The following is a 20464-nucleotide window of genomic DNA, read 5'->3' on the forward strand; positions in this document are numbered from 1 at the left end:
CGCAGGCGCGCGCGACGCGCTTCCCAATTGGCGACATCGACTTCGCTTTTGGCGCCACGACAGAAGGGCACGGCATGAAATGCGAAGGACCTGGCGCCGATTGCAAAGCACCCTGGCGCCCGCACTCCTACAGTCGAGTGAGGCCACCAACGGCCATACGCACTGATTCAAGGAGACTTCGTTGAGCTATCAAGCCCCTCTCAAGGACATGCTGTTCTGCATGACCGAACTCGCCGGCCTCGCCCAGGTCGCGACACTGCCCGGCTTCGAGGAAGCAGGCGTCGACACCGCGCAAGCGGTGCTGGAAGAATGCGCCCGCTTCAACGAAGGCGTCATCGCACCACTGAATCACGAGGGCGACAGGAACCCGTCAACATGGAAGGACGGCGCCGTGACGACCACGCCCGGCTTCCCGGACGCCTACCGCCAATACGCCGAGGGCGGCTGGCAAGGGCTCCAGCACCCCGTCGTCCACGGCGGCCAGGACCTGCCGAAGACGATCGGGGCTGCGTGCATCGAAATCAACAACAGCGCCAATCTCAGTTTCGCGCTATGCCCGTTGCTGACCGACGGCGCGATCGAGGCGCTGCTGACCGCCGGCTCCGATGAGCTGAAACAGACCTACCTGCCTGCGATGATCGAAGGCCGCTGGACCGGCACCATGAACCTGACCGAGCCGCAGGCTGGCAGCGATCTGGCCCTGGTGCGCAGCCGCGCCGAACCGCAGCCCGACGGCAGCTACAAGGTGTTCGGCACCAAGATCTTCATCACCTACGGCGAGCACGACATGGCGGAGAACATCGTGCACCTCGTGCTGGCGCGCGTCAGCGGTGCGCCCGAGGGCGTGAAGGGCATCAGCCTGTTCGTGGTGCCGAAGTTCCTCGTCAACAAGGACGGTTCGCTGGGTGAGCGCAACGACGTCGAGTGCGTCAGCATCGAGCACAAGCTCGGCATCAAGGCCAGTCCGACGGCCGTGCTGCAGTTCGGCGACGGCACGGCGGCGAGCATTGCGGACAGCGCCGGACCCGGCGCAGTGGGCTACCTGGTCGGCGAGGAGAACCGCGGCCTCGAATACATGTTCATCATGATGAACGCCGCACGCTATGCCGTGGGCGTGCAAGGCATTGCGGTGGCCGAGCGTGCGTACCAGAAGGCCGCTGCATACGCCAAGGATCGGGTGCAGGGTCGACCGATGGACGGCTCGCTGCCCGGCGCTGCAGCCATCATCCACCACCCCGACGTGCGTCGGATGCTGTTGACGATGCGCGCGCTGACCGAGGGATGCCGCGCAATGGCTCTCACCGCTGCGGCGGCCTACGACACTGCGCACGCGCATCCTGACGGCGAAACACGCCAAGGTGCCCGGGCCTTCTACGAATTCATGGTGCCGCTGATCAAGGGCTACAGCACGGAGATGAGCCTGGAGGTGACGTCGCTGGGGGTGCAGGTGCACGGCGGCATGGGGTTCATCGAGGAGACAGGTGCGGCGCAGTACTACCGTGACGCCAAGATCCTGACGATCTACGAAGGCACCACGGCGATCCAGGCCAACGACCTCGTCGGCCGCAAGACCGTGCGCGACGGGGGCGCCGTCGCGAAGGTGATCGCCAGCGAGATCGAGGCCACCGAAGCAACGCTGCGACAGAGCGACAGCGCGGCTGCGCATTCGGTGGCCGGCCGCCTAGCCTTGGCCCGGAAGGCCTTCCTCGACGTGGTCGAGTTCATCGTCGCCCGCGGCAGGACCGACCCCAACGCCGTGTACGCCGGGTCGGTGCCCTACCTGATGCTCGCCGGCAACCTGATGGCGGGCTGGCAACTCGGCCGCGCACTGCTGGCGGCCCAGTCCCGGCGCGACGCCGGAGACGACGTCGAGTTCATGCGCCAGAAGATCGCTGTCGCACACTTCTACGCCGAGCATCTGCTGACGCGAGTGCCGGGGTTGCGCGACAGCATCGTCGAGGGAGCGATTTCGGCAAACGCGCTGGGGTCGGACGCGTTCTGATGATCGTTCGCACGCGATTTAGTCCTGACTATCCGTTTCCACGCGCGATCTGTCCGCCGTTGCCGAGTTCGGATTTCCTCGTCGATGTCGGCCCAGGCAACGCCGCGCTCACCGGCGGGCCGAGCAATGCGAGGCCCGGCCGAGTGCAGCGCGTTGTTAGCGACATGACCCACCTCCGAGTCAGCGCGCGCGCCGGTAGTGCATGGCGACCGCGCCGCTGCGGAGCGCCTTCGCCGAGATCAACTCGAGCCGTCGAGTGCTGGGCAGCCCGCTCTCGTACAGGGTCGGGCCGTGGCCGGCAATCCTGGGGTGGAGGAGCAACTTGTACTCGTCGATCAGCTCCAGCCGGTCCAACTCGGTCGCGAGCTTGCCACTACCGAGGAGCACGCCGTCCGGGGTCGCGTCCTTGAGCTTCTGTATGCCCGTGCGCAGGTCGCCGGCGATGTGGTGGCTGTTGGTCCACGGGAAGTCCTTTCGCGTCGAGGACACCACGTACTTCGGCTTGGCCTCCAGCTTGACCGCCCACTCGCGCATCGCGGGCGGTGCCTCCGCGTCGCCGCGGGCGACCGCTGGCCAGTAGCTCTCCATCATCTCGTAGGTGACGCGGCCCCACAGCATCGCCCCGCCCTCGTCCATGAGGCGGGTGAAGAAGGCGTGCGTCTCGTCGTCGGCGATTCCTTCCTGGTGGTCGACGCAGCCGTCCAGGGTGACGTTGATACTGAAGGTCAAGAGACCCATGGTGTCCTCCGATCGAGATACGCGACGAGCCGCTCGCCGCCTGGCTCCAAGGGCACGAGCCCAATTCGCGAGGTGCTCACCCTGTGTCGCCTAACTACCAGTTTATCCAGCACGTCGTGCCGCATAACTCCGCCGACTGTTGCTTAACCAAGTCGGCGCAATTCACGATAAGGCCTTGTGCGGCAAAGAAAATCCGCCCGGCAGGCCGGAACTCAGCGCCATCAAATTGATGCAGAAAGCGGCGTCTATCGGGGCGACTCTGCCAGCAGCTCGAATCCGGCGCAACGATAGATATTCCCGGACAGCTACGTCGCAACCGCCTTGCTGGCTGCCGATACACGGCCGCTCGCGGGCGACGGCTCCTGGCCCGAGACCCGACGTTTGGCGCAGGCGTGCTGACCGGCAGCAACCGCTTCTATGAGGGCTGGAATGTCAAGGCCCTTCACGGCGGCCGATTGTCAAAACTGAGCGATCGAAGGTCGGGAACCGATGGAAGTCCGAGTGCGTGCCCGGACGAGCTATCCGTGCGGGTCCGTGAACCCGGCACCTCATGCTGCATGCGCGCCAGGCGCGCTGGCAGGTTCCCGCTTGGCGAGGCGCCCCATCTGCAGAACCGGTCACGACAGAGACGTGACCCTGCGTTTGCACGGGCGCTTCGATCTTCGATCATGATGTTCTTTTAGGCTCAATACGTGATGCGACGCCAGGGCATCAAGCTTGGACGACCTTCAGTTGCTGAATCAGCCGTTCGAGTTCACGATGCTCCCGGCGCTCGTCCTCGTCGCCCTTGCTGGGCTCGCGCAACACCGACCATACCCGCTCCCCGCGGTGGTGGCGCACCAGCATCGTCTGCAGCTTGTCGGCGTCGAGTCGATCGGTCTTGGCGCGTCGGGCTCGCCGGTTGACCTCGATACTCGCGGCGTCAACCACGATGTTGTCTACACCCAGTTGGCCAAGCCAGCGATGCAGCCACCAGCCGTCGCGGCCGGCCTCGTAGCACGTGTGCACGTGAGCCATGCGGGCGTCTTGAATCGCATGCCGGCTCGCACGATGCAGTCGGTCACTGCAACCCTGGTCGCCCGCAGCGATCCTGAATCGACTCACCGTATTGCGACCGTCGCCGACACCCAGCTTGCACTGCTTGTCGCCGAGTTCTAAGCTCATGTACAGGCATCGGGCTTGGCCATCTCCTGGCGCCGTAGCGCTGTCCGAGTGGTAGTCATTTCCATGCTCCTTGAAAGAGAACTGGAACTACTGTTCTACGCTTCCTCCAGCCCTCATAGCATCTGCCTAGGAGCCGCACGACGGCGGTTGTGGAGGACAGGGTAGGGCTCAAAGCTGAAGTTCGCCTTGCTCCGGAGCAGGCACTCATCGGCCACACCGGAGCCTGATCGATCGCCGTGGTGCAAGTCAAACCTGTCGTTTTGAATGGAGCGATGGAGCGATGGAGCGACCCAACTGCTATGGAAGCGTCCTGCGCGGAAGCTTGATGGTGAACACGCATCCCGTGCCAGGCACGTCCCGCACGGTCAAAAGACCCGCGTCCGCCTCGACATTGCGCCGTGCGATGGAAAGACCAAGCCCCAACCCGCTCTTGTCGTCACCGACCTGCTTGAAGGGCCGAAAGATGTTCGCGGTAGCTCCTGGTGGAAGCCCTCCGCAGTTGTCCCTTACATCGACCAGAACATGATCCCCCTTGGCGTAAGCGCTCAGCGTCACTTCCGAGCCAGGGTGGGTGAATTTGAATGCGTTCTGGAGCAGGTTCACCAAAGCCGCTAAGAGAAGCTCCCGATCCCCAGAAATGCCCAACGTGTCGTCGACATCTAGGACCGTAAAAGTGCAATGCTTGGCGCTCGCGTCGAGCGAAGCGGCATTCTTGGCGTCCGCCACAAACGATGCGAGCGAAAAAGCCTCCGCGTGCGGCGTTGCAGCTGCGCCTCTGACCTGCGATAGCGACATGTCGAGCAAGGCGGCCAGAGAAGCCAGGCTCCTTTTCAAGACGGCGCCGGTCGCACCACCGATTGGAACTTTCCCCGATTCCAGTGCCGCAAACGCAAGCGTTGCGGTGTGCAGGTAATTTCGGAACTCGTGAACCAGCACGCCGAGACGCTCGTTCTCATCAGAGGACTGCTGCAAAGCGACGCTCGCGTCACGCCAGACGCCGAACTCGGTAACCGCATCGGCAATGGCGTTGTCGAGACAACGATTCAAGGTGCGGAATTCATCAACGGAGAATGGGGCATCGCGCTCGACCGCAAGGTCTGTAATGGCTTGGCAAAGGTCGCCGTAGTCGTGCACCACCTGGTCGACGGTATAGCCAAGCCCCAAAAGCTCCTTTCCATGCGCAGCGGCGCTCAGGCCCATTTCGGACAACGCGGAATCACCACCAGCGGCACCGGAGATCCTGAAGCTCTTGTCAATTTCGCCGTTCTCCTGCGCTTCCAGCGTTCTCATCAACTGATCCAGGAAGATCGGAACGCCGTTGGCAAGCTGCTCTGCTGTCGCTGCCCGCCTGGGTCGCTGCGCGACCTTCTCCTTGCACCGCGCAATCAACTCTTCACGGTTGTTGAATAGGAATCGATGCATGTGGTCCTCCTACGCTGGCTGCCCCGGTCCGAGCTGGGGGGCAAAACTAGTGTTCACGAAACCTGGCAGTCCACCACATTTCGCGGCGTTCGCTACCGAACGTAACACGGTCGGGGAGTCTCGGTAAGGGGCGGACGATCGATTTCCTCATCGTAAGACCCCTGGGAAGGAAGATAAGTTCTGCAGCTGGCGCTGCATGCGCTGCTCTTCGGCACCGCTATGCACGGAACCAAATCTTGAAAGTCACATACATCGCATAGCCAAGGCCGAGCACCATCCACGCAATGTAAAACACGTTGGCCCAGTACTCGCCGGCATGCGCCGCCAGGGTGTAAATCTGCATCTTGCAGCCCTGCCCAAACAGGACACCTCACCCCAGAGCAGCGCGCGCAACAAGGCAAATAGGAGGCCGCACGCTACGACGGCGGAGACGAGGAATCCCACCGGACCCACAATTCCTTGGGTGAGTTCGCCGTTCTCGTCGCGATACCCCTTCCGGAGCAGGCTCTGCCCGAACTTGTACCAGGCAAATCCGAGCAAGAGCATCAGAGAGTAGTAGACGGCGGTACGCATTCGTCGAATTGAAGTGCTGTGTGAGGGAGAAAGTGCGTCGACATGATGGTATCGGGCAACGAGCGCCCGTTGGCCGCGGGAATAAGACCTCATCGCAGGCGCCAATCCGGCCCGCAGGAGACGGGTTGGAAGGTTCGGCCTTTGCCGGCCCAGTCATCGATCGGGACACGCCAGGCGCCATGGAATCGCTGCGGCGATCGAACGCCAATCACTTTGAGCGCATTCAAGGCGTTGTCGCGGGCTTGTCAAGTTCAAGCGCCGACTTCGCACCGGTTTGGCTGCGAACCTGGTACCGAGCGGACGACCTGGTAGTGGGTTCGATGACGCTGACAAGCTATCCGCCTCAACGAAAGCTGGCGCTGACGTTGGACGAAACGCGCTACCAGCCGACTTGGACCCTTCGCGACGCGAATCCGCAGGTGCTTAAGGTCCCATCGCTTGGAAGCCGCTGATGGGTGACGCCACCGGAGGTCTGGGCCTTCTAAAGGTAGAAGATTTCGATCTCGTGCTTGTGCTCGCACAGCCACGCCTTCACGGGCTTGCTGTGGTGCACTCCAGGTTGTCCAGGATCAGGTAGACCTCGCAGCCCGCGTCCTTGATGAGGCGGTGCAGGAAATCGATCAGGATGTCGAAGTTGAGCGCGCCGTCGAAGGCCTTCCAGCGCATGCGGCAGCAATGAGCACGGAGGCTCGGAAGATAGCGGCCTACTTGCGCATGAATGAGCAACATCGACTTGATTCGAGTCCATTCGAATACCGCCTGCCGTGAAAGCACGAACCGCTTTTCTAACTGCACGGTGCTTGCCCGATTGTCCACGGAGGGCAGTTTGCGTGCATGCACTTCAAGGCGGGCCTCAACCGGACTTCAGAGGTTGTCCGATGCGCGCCGCGAAGGTCGGCTTCGGAGCGAACTGGACCAGGTCAGCGAACGTCGGGTTGTGGCCAATTCTGTTGAAAAACTCGACTGGGCGACAAAGCTTGCCGACGCCCAAACGTCAGCCACAGAGCGCACGACTTGCATCGATGCTCATCAGAGCTGCGTTGAGGCACTCAGGCGAGTTTCGTGCTGCGGTGGGTCGCGCGGTACGTCGAGCGCACCTTCGATGCCCCATACGTAGAAATCGAGTGGGTCGCCACGCCAAAATCGAGTTTTTCAACAGAATTGGCCGGGACTACCTGTTCGCCAAACTCGCCAATAGCAGCCCTTGGCCAACAGCGCGAACATGCGAAGGTCAGCTACCAAGCGCGGCCGCGAAATGGTACTCGCGGCCATCAGCGGCCCTTCGCGGGGCGCGGCCGACCGTCCGCTTGCGACCGAAGCAAAGCGAAGTTCACGTCGGGCCATGGGCATTGCCGCGGCCGGCCTTCACATCCGCGCCGACGCAGTTGAACGCGTGGGTTGCGGAACTACCTGATGTGAAGTTGGTCGATGAGATAAGCGACGCCGTCACTTGTGTGCGTCTCAATGACGCGGCGCAGCACAGACGAAGGTTCGAAAGCCTCATGGGCCTTTGCGACGCTGTCGAACCAGACGCAGATGAACCCGGTCGGGGGGGACGGCTCCGCCCACAGTCGCTCGCGACGAGCCGTCGAGACCGTCCAGTTCAACGCGATTTTGTTCCCGGTGGTTGCCGCCGCTCGCCGCAGTTCACGCCAGAGCGTGTCGCGCGTCTTCGCTTGCGCATGAAACGGGATGAGGACCTTCACAGACCGCTCAGCAGGCTCATCTCCAACGGTCTCGACCACGCACAAGGTCCAGCCCTTCAGAAAGTTGGGCTCATCGGCAGGTATGTATTTCTGACCGACCGCGGACGCCTGGGCCTGGCGCATGGCGTCCGCATCGGCAAAGAAAAGCTCCACGACCCCGTCCACGTTGAAGACAGGCTCGCCACTGCTCGCCCAAAGGACCTTGTCGATGCGGTTGTGGGTGTACTTGGCGATGCCGTCCATGCCCAATGCAAGCTGAGCATGAGGTCCCGCCCAATACGCCCTGAAGTCGCACGTGGCCCACCCTTCCTTCCTTGCAAGGAGCGTCATTCGCTTCATCATCTCGGGCCTTTCGGAACTACAGCACCTGTCGCTCGGCTACTACGAAAGCCGTGATCTCGGCCAGGAACGTCTTTGCGTGGGCCATCGTCACCTTCCCGGCTTCGGAGCCGAATGCCGCCTCCAGCGTCGCAGCATCCTCGAACCAGAGCTCGACGATGCCGTCGATCTGGAAATCGTCGTAGCCACAGGATTGCCCCTTCACCAATTCACGGGCGATCACGACGTTCTGCCTGTAGGCGCTGACGCCTGGCATCTTGCGGACCAAATCGCCGTGGACCTTCCATTCGCGGCGAAACTCTTCCTCGCTGAGATCAGGGCGACGCTTCAGGACCGACATCCGCTTCAGCAGGCGAGCACGGGCTTGCGGCTCGGGCAATTCGATGACCACACGTTGCTCGGCGGTCACGATGTGAAGGCCACCAAGGAAGTAGTTCTCGTCCGCTATGAGTTCTGCGGCGACCTCACTGTCCTTGAACGCGTGGTCCGCCTTGCCGACGTCGTCGAACCAAAGCTGAGAGAACCCGTCGAAGTCCCACGGTCCGCGCGGAAAATCTATGCCCCGTTGCAAGCGCTCGGTCACCGGGTTCTGCCAGTACCCCCGCAAACCGGGCGCTTTCTTGGCAAGCTCTGCATGGTGGCCGCGCCAGTATTCGTTGAATTTTTCCGCAGACCAATCGGACTTCTTGCGGATCAGGCCCATTCTTACGTTCATCTGTTACTCCTGGTTGGCGGTGGGTTCGATGAGTTCGGCCGCAGCCTGCGCGCGGGCACGGGCGAGTCCCGGAGCGCGTTTGGCAAGCCAGACGCCGTGCCGCACCGGCCAGCGCTTGTATGCGGGATCGACCCCCAAGGTGATGGCAGCATGGTGCGGCCAGTACGGATCAAAGAGAGCTTCGCGACCCAGGGCAATCAGATCGGCCTTTCCGTCGGCCAGAACCGCTTCAGCTTGGCGCGCATCAACGATCATCCCAACGGCTTGCGTCTTGATCTCCGCCTCTTGACGAATCCGCTGTGAAAACGGCACCTGAAAGCCGAGTCCCCGCGGCACCGGCAGCGCGCGAGTTTCTTCGGTGAGGCCGCCGGAGGAGCAGTCGATGACGTCGACGCCGCACCGTGCGAGTTCGCGCGACAGGACGATCGAGTCTTCGAGACTCCAGCCATCCACGCTGCCGTCCACCGCCGACAGCCGGCAGAAGAGAGGCTTGCCTTCGGGCCAGGCAGCACGAACCTTGCGCGCTATTTCGAGGGCGAGACGCATGCGTCCCTCGAGGCTGCCGCCCCATTCGTCATTGCGGTGGTTCGAGTTGGGCGACAGGAAGCTTGCGACCAGATAGCCATGGCCGAAATGGAGCTCCACCACATCGAAGCCGGCCTGATCGGCGCGCAAGGTCGCATCCACGAAGGACTGCACCACATCTGCGAGGCCAGCAGCGTCCAACGCAACCGGCACAGACCAGCCGGGTCCTGCGGGCAACGCACTCGGTCCGAGGCGTTGCCAGGGCTGCGGATCCGACGCGAGGCGTTGCTCGGACAGCGCTGCGCCCCCTTCCCACAGCGGCTGGCTTCCCGCCTTGCGACCCGCGTGGGCCAGTTGAACGCCGATGGCACCGCCGTTGGAATGGACGAAGTCGACCACGCCCTTCAACGGTTCGATCTGGTTGTCCTCCCAGAGGCCCAGATCCGCCGTTCCAATACGGCCCCGAGGATCGACGGCTGTACTTTCGGTGAGGATCAGTCCGGCACCGCCGAGCGCGAACTTGCCGAGGTGCACCATGTGCCACGGCGTCGCGCGTCCGGATTCGGCCGCATGCTGGCACATGGGCGAGATGACGATTCGATTGTTCAGAACGAGCTCGCGAAGCTGAAGTGGCTGGAAGAGAAGTGGGTCATTGGTCATACGAAGCCTGTCAGTTAGGTGCGACGACCGGAGCGGTCGCGGGTTGCCGTGTGCCTAGATAGGTGCCGCCCATCACGGCAAGAAAGCCAACGAGATGCCAAAGGTTTAGTCGCTCACCGAGCAACATGGCTGCGAAACCGACGCCGAAAACTGGAACCCAGTACAGGAAGACGGCGGTACGAGCTACACCGATGCGCGCGATCGCGCGGTTCCAGACCAGGTTGGACAGCGCGGTCGCCATGACGCCCGAGAACAGGATGAACGCCCAGGGGCGCCAGCCTGGAAAGATCCCATCGAATCCAATCGTGGGCGACTCGAGAGTCGCGTGGACCGCCAGAAGGAGCGAACCAACTACATAGATCGCCCAGCTGATCGTCAATGGGTGGAGCTGCTTGGCCAGGCGCTGGACGATGGCGCCGCCTGCGGCAAAGCTGACCACGGCGGCCACCAACATCAAATCTCCGGCGCCTGCGCTAGAAAGACCGGCTCCTGGATGGCTCAACACCACTGCCGCCACGCCGGCGAAACCGAGAAGAACGCCCACCAGGCGCATCAGAGTCAGACGCTCTCGGAAAGCAATCGCTGCGAGCAGTGCGGATACGAGCGGGCTCAACGCCATGATGAGCGCGCCATTGGTTGCCGTGGATCGTTGCAGGCCCTCCGCAAAAAAAATCTGATTGAGATGCACCATCAAGATCGCGCAGACCACGATCGCCACGCGCTGCCTCCATGACAGCAAGGGAAGACGGCAGCGCTTCCACAGCACGATCAGGCTCAATGCAGCGCATGCCACGAGGATTCGGAGCGCAGCGACTGTGGTCGGATCGAAGACTCCTGTCAGAACCTTCACCGCGGCTACGTTCAGACCCCAGATGGCCATCGCCCCTATCAAGGTCGCCTGCACGGCAGCTGGACTGACTTGTCGATCAGACATGGATCAGGCCTCCTGCACATGGCGGTTGCGCTGCCGAATCGAGGATGCGAACGCACTTCCGAGCAGCAGGAGACCCAAGGCCGAGAATGCAAAGACCGTGGTCGACGAGAAGGTGTCAACCACCCACGCGGCGAGCAGAACTCCCAGCGACTGCCCGAAGAACAGGACGCATGCAAAGAGTGAGACTGCCGTACCGCGCACGGCCGGGGCCATTTGGGTTGCATGGGTCTGCAGGGTGTTGTGCAGGGCGTAGAAGCCGAACCCAGCAAGCAAGCAGGCGGGAAGCGTCCACTGCCACGATGGTGCCGACGCAATCGTGGCGAGCGCAATGCCCAGGCAGACGCCCCCGGTGGTCGCCAGACCGGTTTCGCCGAATCGGCGCAGCATCATCCGTGCACATCCGCTGTAGAGAAGGCCCCCGACACCATAAAGGGCGACGACTCCTCCTGCCGTTGGCATCGACAGGTTGAACATGGCATGCAGGTGCGAGGGAATGAAGGCAAGCGCGCTGAACGCCAGCGCCCCTTCGATGCAAGTGACGAGCAATACGGTCCGCGCCCATGGTTGGGCGAGCACGATCAGAACCCGGCGAGCCACGCTTCCCATTTCGCCTGGCGCCGGTGACGCAAGGCCGCGAGCACGCTGGACCAGCATCGCTCCGCTGACCAGAAAGACCACGGCGAGCACGACGAACGCCGCTCGCCAGCTCACCATCTCAGCGACAAGCCCGCCCAACCACTGGCCGCAGATCATTCCGAACACGGTCGCGCCGAGCAACCTGGCCAACACTTCCTGGCGGCCCTCGTAGGCCACGCTGTCGCCGATCCACGCCATCGTCAACGGAATGATTCCTGCCGCCGCGATGCCGGACAGGACGCGGCTGACGACCAGCCAGTCCAAGGTGGGCGAAAGCGCCGCCGCCGCGCTCCCGACCGTGCAGGCCAGCGTCGCAAAACCGATGACGCGCACTTTCCCGTGGCGATCCCCGAGCGGCCCATAGAACAACTGGAGAACTCCGTAGGCCAGCGCGAAGCCGGAAATGGTCAGGGCGGCCTGGCCCGTCGTGACCGAGAAATCCGCGGCCAATGATGGGAGCATGGCGTCGCAGACCCGCATCGAAGCCATGCTTGCGAATGCGCAGGTGCCAAGCAGCCACAAAGTTCGGGTGTCGAGGGAATGGATGCTCATGGACGCATCGCTCTGTGCGGCGCTCACTCGCATGCCGTCAGACCCGATCCGAGGATCAGGCTCGCTTCGGTCGCCTCGATCACCTCCTGGACTGACACCCCAGGGGCGGTCTCCTGAAGCACGAGGCCGTTCCCGGTCGGCCGGAACACCGCGAGTTCCGTGACGATCAACTCGACACGGCGCACCGAAGTGATCGGAAGGCTGCAACGCGGAACGATCTTGGAACCGGTCTTGGAACGGTGCGTCATCGCGACGATGACCCGGCGAGCGCCCGTCACCAGGTCCATCGCTCCACCCATGCCCGGAATCATGGACCCAGGCACCATCCAATTCGCCAGTCGGCCAAGTTCATCGACCTCGAGGCCTCCGAGCACAGTGACGTCGAGGTGACCGCCCCGGATCATTCCGAAGGAAAAAGCGGAGTCGAAAGCGCAGGCGCCGGGCAAAGCGCCGACGGGTCGTCCGCCTGCATCCGTGAGATTGATGTCTTCGAATCCCTCGCCGGGCAACGGGCTCATGCCGATGATGCCGTTCTCGGAATGGAAGAAGACGTGAAGCGAGGGAGCCAGGTACTGCGCGACCAGGGTTGGCAAGCCGATGCCAAGGTTGACCCGATCACCGTCCTTGAGCTCCTTGGCAACACGCCGTGCAATGACTTCTTTCTCGTTCATGCGGCACGCTCCTTTCCCACGAGCACATGAACCAACACGCCCGGCGTGATCACGGAGTCCGGGCTGATCATTCCGACGGGAACGATGCTTTCCGCCTCGGCGATGGTCGTCGTAGCCGCCATCGCCATCAGTGGGTTGAAGTTCCTGGCGGTGAGCGAGTACTCCAGATTGCCGTAGTAGTCGGCCTTCCTTGCGCTGATGAAGGAGAAGTCCGCCTTCAAGGCGGTTTCCAGAAGGTACGGAAAACCATCAACTTCCAAGGTGCGCTTGCCCTGTGCGACGAGCGTGCCAACACCCGTAGGCGTGAGGATGCCGCCGAGCCCGAAGCCACCGGCGCGAATCCGTTCGGCCAGCGTGCCCTGAGGCACCAGTTCCACCTCGAGCCTGCCGTCCAGCATGAGTTGTTGTGTCGTCGCGTTCGTCCCGATGTGACTCGCGATGAGCCTCTTCACGAGTCCCGCATCGATGAGCCGGCCGACGCCGACCCCTGGCCTGGCCGAGTCGTTGCTGATCAGCGTCAGGTCACCCCTGCGTTGACGAACCATTTCGTCGATGAGGCGCAGCGGACTGCCGACCCCCATGAACCCACCGATCATCACCACGGCTCCCGCGGGAACCATGGCGACCGCCTGATCGAGCGGGACCGGTTTTTTCACGATGCCACCACGGTCCCGGAGCACTCGCCCAAGCCGATGCGCACTGTGCCAGGGCTTTCGCACCAGCCTCTCAGGATCAACGTATCGCCGTCTTCCAGGAAGGCGCGCTGTTCACCGTTGGCCAGCACGACGGGCTGCTTGCCGCTACCCGTCAGTTCCATCAGCGAGCCGGCCTCGTCGGCGTTCGGACCCGACAGCGTGCCGGAACCGAGCAGATCGCCAGGTTGCAGGTTGCAGCCGTTGACCGTGTGGTGCGCCACCAGTTGCGCAGGCGTCCAGTACGCGGCGCGGGTGGTGTTGGTGCCCGACAGTCGCACCGGTGCTTCGCCGGCATCGCGCATCTTTGCGGTCTGCAGCAGCACCTCGAGAGTGATGGAAAGAGCTCCTTGCGCGCGGTTGGCAGGCGAGTCGAGGTACGGCAGCGGTTGCGGGTCGTCGCTGACTCGCTCGAAGGGCGCACGAAAAGGCGCCAGCGCTTCCATCGTGACCATCCACGGCGACAGGGTGCTGGCGAAGTTTTTCGAGAGGAACGGGCCAAGGGGCTGGTATTCCCAGCCTTGGATGTCACGCGCGGACCAGTCGTTGAACAACGCGACGCCAAACAGGTGCGATTCGGCCCCTTCCATGTCGATGGGTTCGCCTTGCGGGTTGCCCTCGCCGATGAACCATCCGAGCTCCAGTTCGAAGTCGAGTCGCTTCGAAGGACCGAAGCTTGGAATGTCGGCATCGACCGCCTTGGTCTGGCCGCGCGGTCGCTTGAAGCTGCCTCCACTGACCCCGATCGAGGAGGCGCGACCGTGATAGCCGATCGGCACCCACTTGTAGTTGGGAAGCAGCGGGTTGTCGGGGCGAAACTGCTTACCGACCGTGGTGGCGTGATGCACGCTGGTGTAAAAGTCGGTGTAGTCGCCGATGCGGCAGGGCACATGCATCGTGGCCGCCGACTGGCTGACCAATGCCGCCTCCCACTCCGACTGCCTGGCACTGCCTTCGGCCAGCCCTTGGGAGATCAGCGCACGCAGTGCCGCCCGCTTCCCGGGCGAGGCGGCCATCAATGCGTTCATGTCATCGGTATCGATCAGCCCGGCCTTGCGCAAATCGAGGATGCGATCGCCGATCGCGACGCCAATGCGCGGCGTGGAATCGGGCGAGTGGCTGAAGCGCCCGAACGGCAGGTTCTGGATCGGAAAGTCGCTGCCGGCCTCGTTGGCCGAGGCCACCCAGCTGCGCAGCTTCGGGTCGTGGGTTGCGTTCAATGTGTTCATGGCTTGTATTGATCCTTGAGGCCGGCCCAGCAGTCGGCGTAGTCCTGGTCGAGCGCGGGGCTTTGCATCGCGAACTCGGTGGGAATGAAGCGGTAGCGGCTCTCGAACATGAAGGCCAGCGTGTTGTCGAGCTTCTGCGGCTTGAGGTCGCTGTGGCTCGCTTTCTCGAAGGCTTCCTCGTCGGGGCCGTGCGGCACCATGCAGTTGTGCAGGCTCGCACCGCCCGGCTTGAAGCCGCCGGGCTTGGCGTCGTACTCGCCGTAGACCAGGCCCATGAACTCGCTCATGAGGTTGCGGTGGTACCACGGCGGACGGAAGGTGTCCTCCATGACCAGCCAGCGCGGCGGGAAGATCACGAAGTCGCAGTTGGCCGTGCCGGGCGTGTCGCTCGGCGAGGTGAGCACGGTGAAGATCGACGGGTCCGGATGGTCGAAGCTGATCGACCCGATGGTCATGAAGTGCGCCGTGTCGTACTTCACCGGCGAGAGGTTGCCGTGCCACGCAACGACGTTGAAGGGCGATTGCCTCGTCGGCGCGGACCAGAAGCGCCCGCCCGATTTCTTGACGAGTTCGTAGCCGACGCTCGCATTCTCGAAGGCGGCGACCGGCGCCTGGAAATCACGCGCGTTCGCCAGGCCGTTCGAGCCGATCGGGCCCAACTCCGGCAGGCGGAACTGCGCACCGTAGTTCTCGCAGAGGTAGCCGCGCGAGACGCCGTCGGGCAGCGCCACCTTGAAGACGACGCCACGCGGTACCAGCGCGATCTCGCCGGGCTTGACTTCGAGGACGCCCATCTCGGTGGTGATGACCAGTCGGCCTTGCTGCGGCACGAAGAGCATCTCGCCATCGGCATTGACGAGGGCGCGGCGCTCCATCGAGCGGCTCGCGAGATAGACGTGCGCGGCAATGCCGGTCTGCGCTTCGGCATCGCCGTTGGCCGCCAGCGTGTGGACGCCATCGATGAAATCGACGTCGGCGTTGTCCAGCGGAATCGGTGCCCAGCGCAACGGTTCGGGCGGCAGCGCGATCTCGCGGTTCGCGCCCGTCGTCCATTGCGCCTGCGCGTACGGCTTGTAGCGGCCGGACACCACGGAGGGCTGGCGGCGGTACATCCACGTGCGCCGGTTCTCGTGACGCGGCGCGGTGAAGGCGGTGCCCGAGATCAGTTCCGGATACAGGTCGAAGGGTGCGCGCTGCGGGCTGTTGCGGCCCTGCGGCAAGGCGCCGGGGACGGCCTCGGTGGCGTATTCGTTGCCGAAGCCGCTCTGGTAGCGACGTTCCGTGGTCAGGCGATCGTTCACGATGGGCTCCTTGACGTGATGCGTGGCTGGGATCGTCGACCGCCGCGAAGCGCTTGGGCGTGACGATCCCCGCCGCGCCGACCTGGCGTCGGCGCGAGACAACTGCAGATTTCGTTGATTGCTCTTGCGAGCGAAGGCGTCAGCCTTCCAGGGTCTTCCACATCTCGACGTCCCGCTCGGCGGTCCAGATGCGCGGGTCGGTGTACTGGGTCACCTCGTCGTAGCACCGCGTGACGTCGAACGGCATGCAATGGTCAAAGATCACCCAGTGGCCATATTTGGGCTTCATGGCAGCAAACGTGTCCTTGTAGACGGCGTTCAGGTCCTTGCCGGCATCGACGCCCTTCTGGACATTGGCGTACACGTCCGAAATGAACTCGCGTGTTTCGCTGAGGCCCTTGGAAACTTCCTCGGGCGTGGTCAGCGCGGCACCGCGGCCAGGCACCAGCGCCTTGGGCTTGAGTGCAGCAACATTCTCGAGCGTCTTGGGCCAATCCTTGAAGTAGGCATCGCCAGCGTAGGGTGTCGCACCGAACTCGACCAAATCGCCCGACAGCAGAGCGCCCTCGCCAGGAAGCCACACGACCGTGTCGCCCTTTGTGTGGCCGCGGCCGAGCTGCAGCAGCTGCACTTCGAGCTTGCCCAGCCACAGCGTCATCTTGCCGGTGAAGGTGATGGTGGGCCAGGTCATGCCAGGTGGCACGGTCTCGACCCCCGCGAACAGTCGTGGGAAGCGGCCGATCTCGCTGGCCTTGTCCTGCTCGCCACGCTCCACGATGAGGTCGTACGTGTCCTGGCTCGCGAGGATGTGTTCCGCACCGTACGCGCTGGCACCGAGCACACGCACCGCGTGGTAGTGGGTCAGCACGACGTACTTGATCGGCTTGTCGGTCACTTCGCGAATGCGACGGATGACATCGGCCGCCATGGCCGGCGTGGCCTGAGTGTCAGCAACCAGCACAGCGTCGTCGCCGATGATGATGCCGGTATTCGGGTCGCCTTCGGCCGTGTACGCCCAGGCGTGCTCGGAGATCTGGCTGAAGGTGACATTCTTCTCTTCCAGGTCGGCCTGGCTCGCAAACTTTTTCGTTTCGGTCATGGGGTACTCCTTGTGTAGACGGGATGAATGGGGGGTCAGTGCGTGCCGAGATAGGCCGCCTTGACCTTGGGATCGTTGAGGAGTGCACGACCTGTGCCCTCCGCGGTGATGTGCCCTGTTTCGAGCACGTAGGCCCGATCGGCGACGCCGAGCGCCTGCTTGGCCATCTGTTCGACCAGCAAGATGGTCAGGCCAGCCTCGCGCAGTTGGCGGATCGCATTGAAGATGTCCTTGATGATCAAGGGCGCCAGGCCGAGCGAGGGTTCATCCAGCAGCAACAGGCGTGGGTCGCTCATCAATGCGCGGGAAATCGCCAGCATCTGCTGCTCGCCGCCGGACAAGGTTCCCGACAACTGGTCCTGGCGCTCCCGCAGTCGCGGGAACCGCTTGAACTCCCGCTCGATGGCCGCTGCGGTGGCGGCTGGGTCGCTCTTTCGCGAGTAAGCACCGAGCATCAGGTTTTCGCGCACCGTCTGATCGGCGAATACGCCGCGGCCTTCCGGGGACATCGCCACGCCAAGGCCCACGCGCTGATGCGATGCAACGTTCGTGATGTCCTTGCCATCGAGCAGGATGCGACCTTCAGTGACGGGCTCCAGCCCGCAAATGCTCTTGAGCAAGGTGCTCTTGCCAGCCCCGTTGGCGCCAATGATGGTGACCACTTCGCCCTTGCGGACTTCGATGCTCACGCCCTTGACCGCCTGGATCGCGCCGTAGGCCACCTTGACTGATTCGAGTTTCAGCATGATTGACTTTCTGATTCAGGCTGCGCAAAGGACTTCTTCGGGCTCGTCGACGCCCAGATAGGCTTCGACGACACGGGGGTTGGCCTGCACCTCGGCGGGCTTGCCCTCGGCGATCTTGATGCCGTAGTCGAGCACGATGACGTGGTCCGAGATCGACATGACAAGATCCATGTGATGCTCGACCATCAAGATGCTCACACCGCACTTGCCGATGCGAAGCAACAGCTGACCCAGCTCGGCCGTCTCCTGCGGGTTGAGTCCTGCGGCAGGTTCATCCAGCAGAAGGAGTTGAGGTTCGGTCGCCAGCGCGCGTGCGAGTTCGACGCGCCGCTGCAGGCCGTAGGGCAGGCTGCCCGCCGGGTGGTGCGCCAGATGCAGCAGGCCCACCAGATCCAGCAGTTGCAGGGCGCGGGCCCGTGTTGCGGCCTCTTGTTTCTTCGCGCTCGGCAGATGGAACAGGGAGGCGAAGAAGCCGTTCGTCATCCGGCTGTGACGACCCAGCATGACGTTGTCGAGCACCGAAAGTTCGGCGAAGAGACGCAGGTTCTGGAAGGTGCGGCCCATGCCCATGCAGCAGATCGAGTGCACCGGCCGACCGGAGACTTCCTGGCCAAGGAACTGGATGGAACCTTCGGTCGGATCGATCAGGCCCGTCAGCATGTTGATCATCGTGCTTTTGCCCGCGCCGTTCGGTCCGATCAGCGCGTGGATGTGACCGCGTTGCAGTCGGAACGAGACGTTCTGGGCTGGCTTCACGCCGCCGAAGTTCTTGGTGACTCCCTGCACCACCAGCAACTCGCCTTGGCCCTCGGGTCCGATGCGTGTGGGTGCGGCGTCAGTGTTCGATACTTCGGGCGCCTCGGTCGACCGCCGGAACCATTTCGAGAACAGCCCGGTCACGCCGCCCGGCATCACATAGAGCGCAAACAGCAGCAGGAAGCCGTACAGGAAATGCTGCGCCGAAGGCCAACGTGCCAAGGCGGCATCAACCGCCGTCAGGATGACGGTGCCGACCAGGGGCCCGTACTGCGATCCGGCTCCACCGAACAGCACCAGCAACAGGATGAAGATCGACAGGTGGAACGTGATGAAGTCGGAGTTGATGTACTGGTTCTGCTGGGCGACCAGCGCGCCGGCGATGCCGCAGGTGACAGCCGCAACGACGAACGCGATGACCTTGGCGCGATAGACGCGAACGCCCACCGAGGACGAGGCAATCTCGTCGGCCTGCAGCGAGAGCAGCGCGCGACCGAAGCGACCCTGCAGCAGATTGCGCAACAAGAGGTGAGTCAAAGCGCACAGTCCAATGCCAAGCCAGACCCATTGCAGCGACGTCAATGGTTGCCCGTCCCAGGTCAAGGCCTTGATGCCATAGATCCCCTGCGCGCCGCCGAACACGTCGGTCCATTCGCCCACGAGCTTTTCAACGACGATGCCAAACGCGAGCGTCACCATGGCGAGGTACGGGCCCTTCACTCGCAGTGATGGCAAGGCGATGAGGACTCCGCAAACCGCAGAGATCCCGGCCGCAACCACAAGCGCGAGCCATGGGTTCATTTCGGTACGCGTCGTCAGCAGTGCAACCGCATAGGCTCCTGCAGCGAAGAGCCCTGCCTGGCCCAGCGACTTCTGCCCCGCGTAGCCCACCAGCACGTTCATGCCCGCAGCGCAGAGGTAGTAAACGCACATCATGAAGACGATGCGCAGGTAGTAGTCGTTTCCGAACAGGGACGTGATGCCGATCAGCGCGGCGGCAGCGAGCACGACGCCCACGAGATGTTGACTGCGCTTCATACCTTCTCCACTAGCTTCTTGCCGAACAAGCCTGTCGGGCGGAACGCCAGAACCAGGATCACGAGACCGAAGACGGCCACCTCGCGCCACTGGGCCTGCCACAGGTTCACCAGCGACTCGAACACACCGAGAACGAAACCACCGATGACACAGCCACGCGGATTGCTCAGGCCGCCAATCATTGCGCCGGAGAAACCTTTGAGGCCCACGGTCAGTCCCATGAACAGCGATGCTTGGGCGATCGGCGCGAGAAGAAAGCCGGACAGGCCTGCGAGCGCCGAACTGATCACGAAGGCGCCGATCATCACGGCGTTGGTGTTGATGCCCATGAGGCTGGCCACGTTGCCGTTCGCGGCCACTGCACGCATGGCTTTGCCTACCATGGTTCGATTCATGACGAAGTCGAAGCCGATCATGATGACCACGGCGACAGCCAACGTCAGAAGCTCCTGGGGGCGGACGCCAATTCCGAGCAGTCGGATCACTTCGTCGCCCACGGGCCCGGGTACCACCACGGGCTTCGGTCCCCAGATGGCCAATCCGATGCTTTGCAAAATGACTCCAAAACCGAGCGTGCTCATGACCCACGCCATGCCGGGCCGACCCGCGAAGGGGCGCACACCAATCGCGTAGAGAAGCCAACCCAGAAGGCCCATGACACCAAGCGCTGCTGCAAGAGCAAGAAGCTGGGCGCCAGCGCCGGGCAGTGCCTGACCAAAGGTTGTCGAGGTCACAGGAAGTCCCAAGACCAGGAAGAGCGCGCTCATGCCGATGAATGCACCCGCCGACACGAACTCGCCATGCGAGAAGTTCAGTGTCTTGGTCGTCGTGAAAGTAATGCTGAAACCCAGGGCGACCAGCGCGTAGGCACCGCCCACGGCCAAGCCACTGAGAATCGCTTGTAAGAGCGCCTCAACCATAGTTGCCTCCGAGATGATTGCCCGGGCCGCGGGATGCGGCCCGGAT

At 63.2% G+C, this 20464-nt stretch carries 19 protein-coding genes and 1 pseudogene; 2 read left to right on the forward strand and 18 right to left on the reverse strand.

From position 1 onward, the window contains the following. The first annotated feature begins 181 nt into the window (after positions 1-181). The gene (locus QTI04_RS28170) at positions 182-2002 is read left to right on the forward strand and encodes an acyl-CoA dehydrogenase (protein WP_286618475.1); all 1821 of its coding nucleotides are present in this window, start codon (positions 182-184) and stop codon (positions 2000-2002) included. Positions 2003-2182: 180 nt separating this feature from the next. On the opposite strand, the gene QTI04_RS28175 is transcribed toward QTI04_RS28170, so the two are convergent. The 4 genes from QTI04_RS28175 to QTI04_RS28190 all read right to left on the reverse strand — a co-directional run bounded on the left by QTI04_RS28175 (position 2183) and on the right by QTI04_RS28190 (position 5669). Then, positions 2183-2740: a dihydrofolate reductase family protein gene (locus tag QTI04_RS28175; RefSeq protein ID WP_286618477.1), complete on the reverse strand. Its 558-nt coding sequence runs from the start codon at positions 2738-2740 to the stop codon at positions 2183-2185. 711 nt (positions 2741-3451) lie between these two features. Further along, on the reverse strand, positions 3452-3904 hold the full coding sequence (locus tag QTI04_RS28180) for a hypothetical protein (RefSeq protein ID WP_286618478.1): 453 nt from the start codon (positions 3902-3904) through the stop codon (positions 3452-3454). Positions 3905-4201: 297 nt separating this feature from the next. Further along, the gene (locus QTI04_RS28185) at positions 4202-5326 is read right to left on the reverse strand and encodes a sensor histidine kinase KdpD (RefSeq protein WP_286602404.1); all 1125 of its coding nucleotides are present in this window, start codon (positions 5324-5326) and stop codon (positions 4202-4204) included. Between the two features lie 217 nt (positions 5327-5543). Next, a complete protein-coding gene (locus QTI04_RS28190; protein ID WP_286618480.1) occupies positions 5544-5669 on the reverse strand; it encodes a hypothetical protein in 126 nt (41 codons plus the stop codon). Positions 5670-6024: 355 nt separating this feature from the next. Between QTI04_RS28190 and QTI04_RS28195 the strand changes: the two genes are divergently transcribed. Next, a complete protein-coding gene (locus QTI04_RS28195; RefSeq protein ID WP_286618481.1) occupies positions 6025-6351 on the forward strand; it encodes a hypothetical protein in 327 nt (108 codons plus the stop codon). A gap of 32 nt (positions 6352-6383) precedes the next feature. Here the strand turns inward: QTI04_RS28195 and QTI04_RS28200 are convergent. From QTI04_RS28200 to QTI04_RS28265, 14 genes and pseudogenes are all read right to left on the reverse strand, one after another. Next, positions 6384-6568, reverse strand: a pseudogene (locus QTI04_RS28200) (transposase); the annotation flags it as partial. 737 nt (positions 6569-7305) lie between these two features. Further along, the gene (locus QTI04_RS28205) at positions 7306-7947 is read right to left on the reverse strand and encodes an EthD domain-containing protein (RefSeq protein ID WP_336621913.1); all 642 of its coding nucleotides are present in this window, start codon (positions 7945-7947) and stop codon (positions 7306-7308) included. A 16-nt stretch (positions 7948-7963) separates the two neighbouring features. Next, complete coding sequence (locus QTI04_RS28210; RefSeq protein ID WP_286618484.1) at positions 7964-8659, reverse strand: EthD domain-containing protein; 696 nt, start codon at positions 8657-8659, stop codon at positions 7964-7966. Positions 8660-8662: 3 nt separating this feature from the next. Then, positions 8663-9844: an NADH:flavin oxidoreductase/NADH oxidase gene (locus QTI04_RS28215; protein ID WP_336621914.1), complete on the reverse strand. Its 1182-nt coding sequence runs from the start codon at positions 9842-9844 to the stop codon at positions 8663-8665. A gap of 10 nt (positions 9845-9854) precedes the next feature. Further along, positions 9855-10778 carry a DMT family transporter gene (locus tag QTI04_RS28220; RefSeq protein ID WP_286618485.1) on the reverse strand — a complete coding sequence of 308 codons (924 nt, stop codon included), beginning with the start codon at positions 10776-10778 and terminating at the stop codon, positions 9855-9857. 3 nt (positions 10779-10781) lie between these two features. Then, complete coding sequence (locus QTI04_RS28225) at positions 10782-11966, reverse strand: MFS transporter (protein WP_286618486.1); 1185 nt, start codon at positions 11964-11966, stop codon at positions 10782-10784. Between the two features lie 23 nt (positions 11967-11989). Beyond that, on the reverse strand, positions 11990-12637 hold the full coding sequence (locus tag QTI04_RS28230) for a 3-oxoacid CoA-transferase subunit B (RefSeq protein WP_286618487.1): 648 nt from the start codon (positions 12635-12637) through the stop codon (positions 11990-11992). After that, a complete protein-coding gene (locus tag QTI04_RS28235) occupies positions 12634-13293 on the reverse strand; it encodes a CoA transferase subunit A (RefSeq protein WP_286618489.1) in 660 nt (219 codons plus the stop codon). Before QTI04_RS28235 ends, QTI04_RS28230 begins: the two co-directional genes overlap by 4 nt. Next, complete coding sequence (gene fahA / locus QTI04_RS28240) at positions 13290-14558, reverse strand: fumarylacetoacetase (RefSeq protein ID WP_286618490.1); 1269 nt, start codon at positions 14556-14558, stop codon at positions 13290-13292. Before fahA ends, QTI04_RS28235 begins: the two co-directional genes overlap by 4 nt. Then, positions 14555-15859, reverse strand: a complete 1305-nt coding sequence (gene hmgA, locus QTI04_RS28245) for a homogentisate 1,2-dioxygenase (protein ID WP_286618491.1) — start codon at positions 15857-15859, stop codon at positions 14555-14557. The genes fahA and hmgA overlap by 4 nt, the downstream gene beginning before the upstream one ends. A 139-nt stretch (positions 15860-15998) precedes the next feature. Then, positions 15999-16958: an MBL fold metallo-hydrolase gene (locus QTI04_RS28250; protein WP_286618492.1), complete on the reverse strand. Its 960-nt coding sequence runs from the start codon at positions 16956-16958 to the stop codon at positions 15999-16001. Between the two features lie 35 nt (positions 16959-16993). Next, positions 16994-17704 (reverse strand): ABC transporter ATP-binding protein, encoded by a 711-nt coding sequence (locus QTI04_RS28255; RefSeq protein ID WP_286618494.1) that lies wholly within the window; start codon positions 17702-17704, stop codon positions 16994-16996. A 15-nt stretch (positions 17705-17719) separates the two neighbouring features. Continuing rightward, the gene (locus tag QTI04_RS28260) at positions 17720-19498 is read right to left on the reverse strand and encodes a branched-chain amino acid ABC transporter ATP-binding protein/permease (protein ID WP_286618496.1); all 1779 of its coding nucleotides are present in this window, start codon (positions 19496-19498) and stop codon (positions 17720-17722) included. Beyond that, a complete protein-coding gene (locus QTI04_RS28265) occupies positions 19495-20418 on the reverse strand; it encodes a branched-chain amino acid ABC transporter permease (protein WP_028250709.1) in 924 nt (307 codons plus the stop codon). Before QTI04_RS28265 ends, QTI04_RS28260 begins: the two co-directional genes overlap by 4 nt. Between the last annotated feature and the right edge of the window lie 46 nt (positions 20419-20464).

Source organism: Variovorax sp. J22R115 (genome assembly GCF_030317005.1).
GTDB lineage: Bacteria > Pseudomonadota > Gammaproteobacteria > Burkholderiales > Burkholderiaceae_C > Variovorax.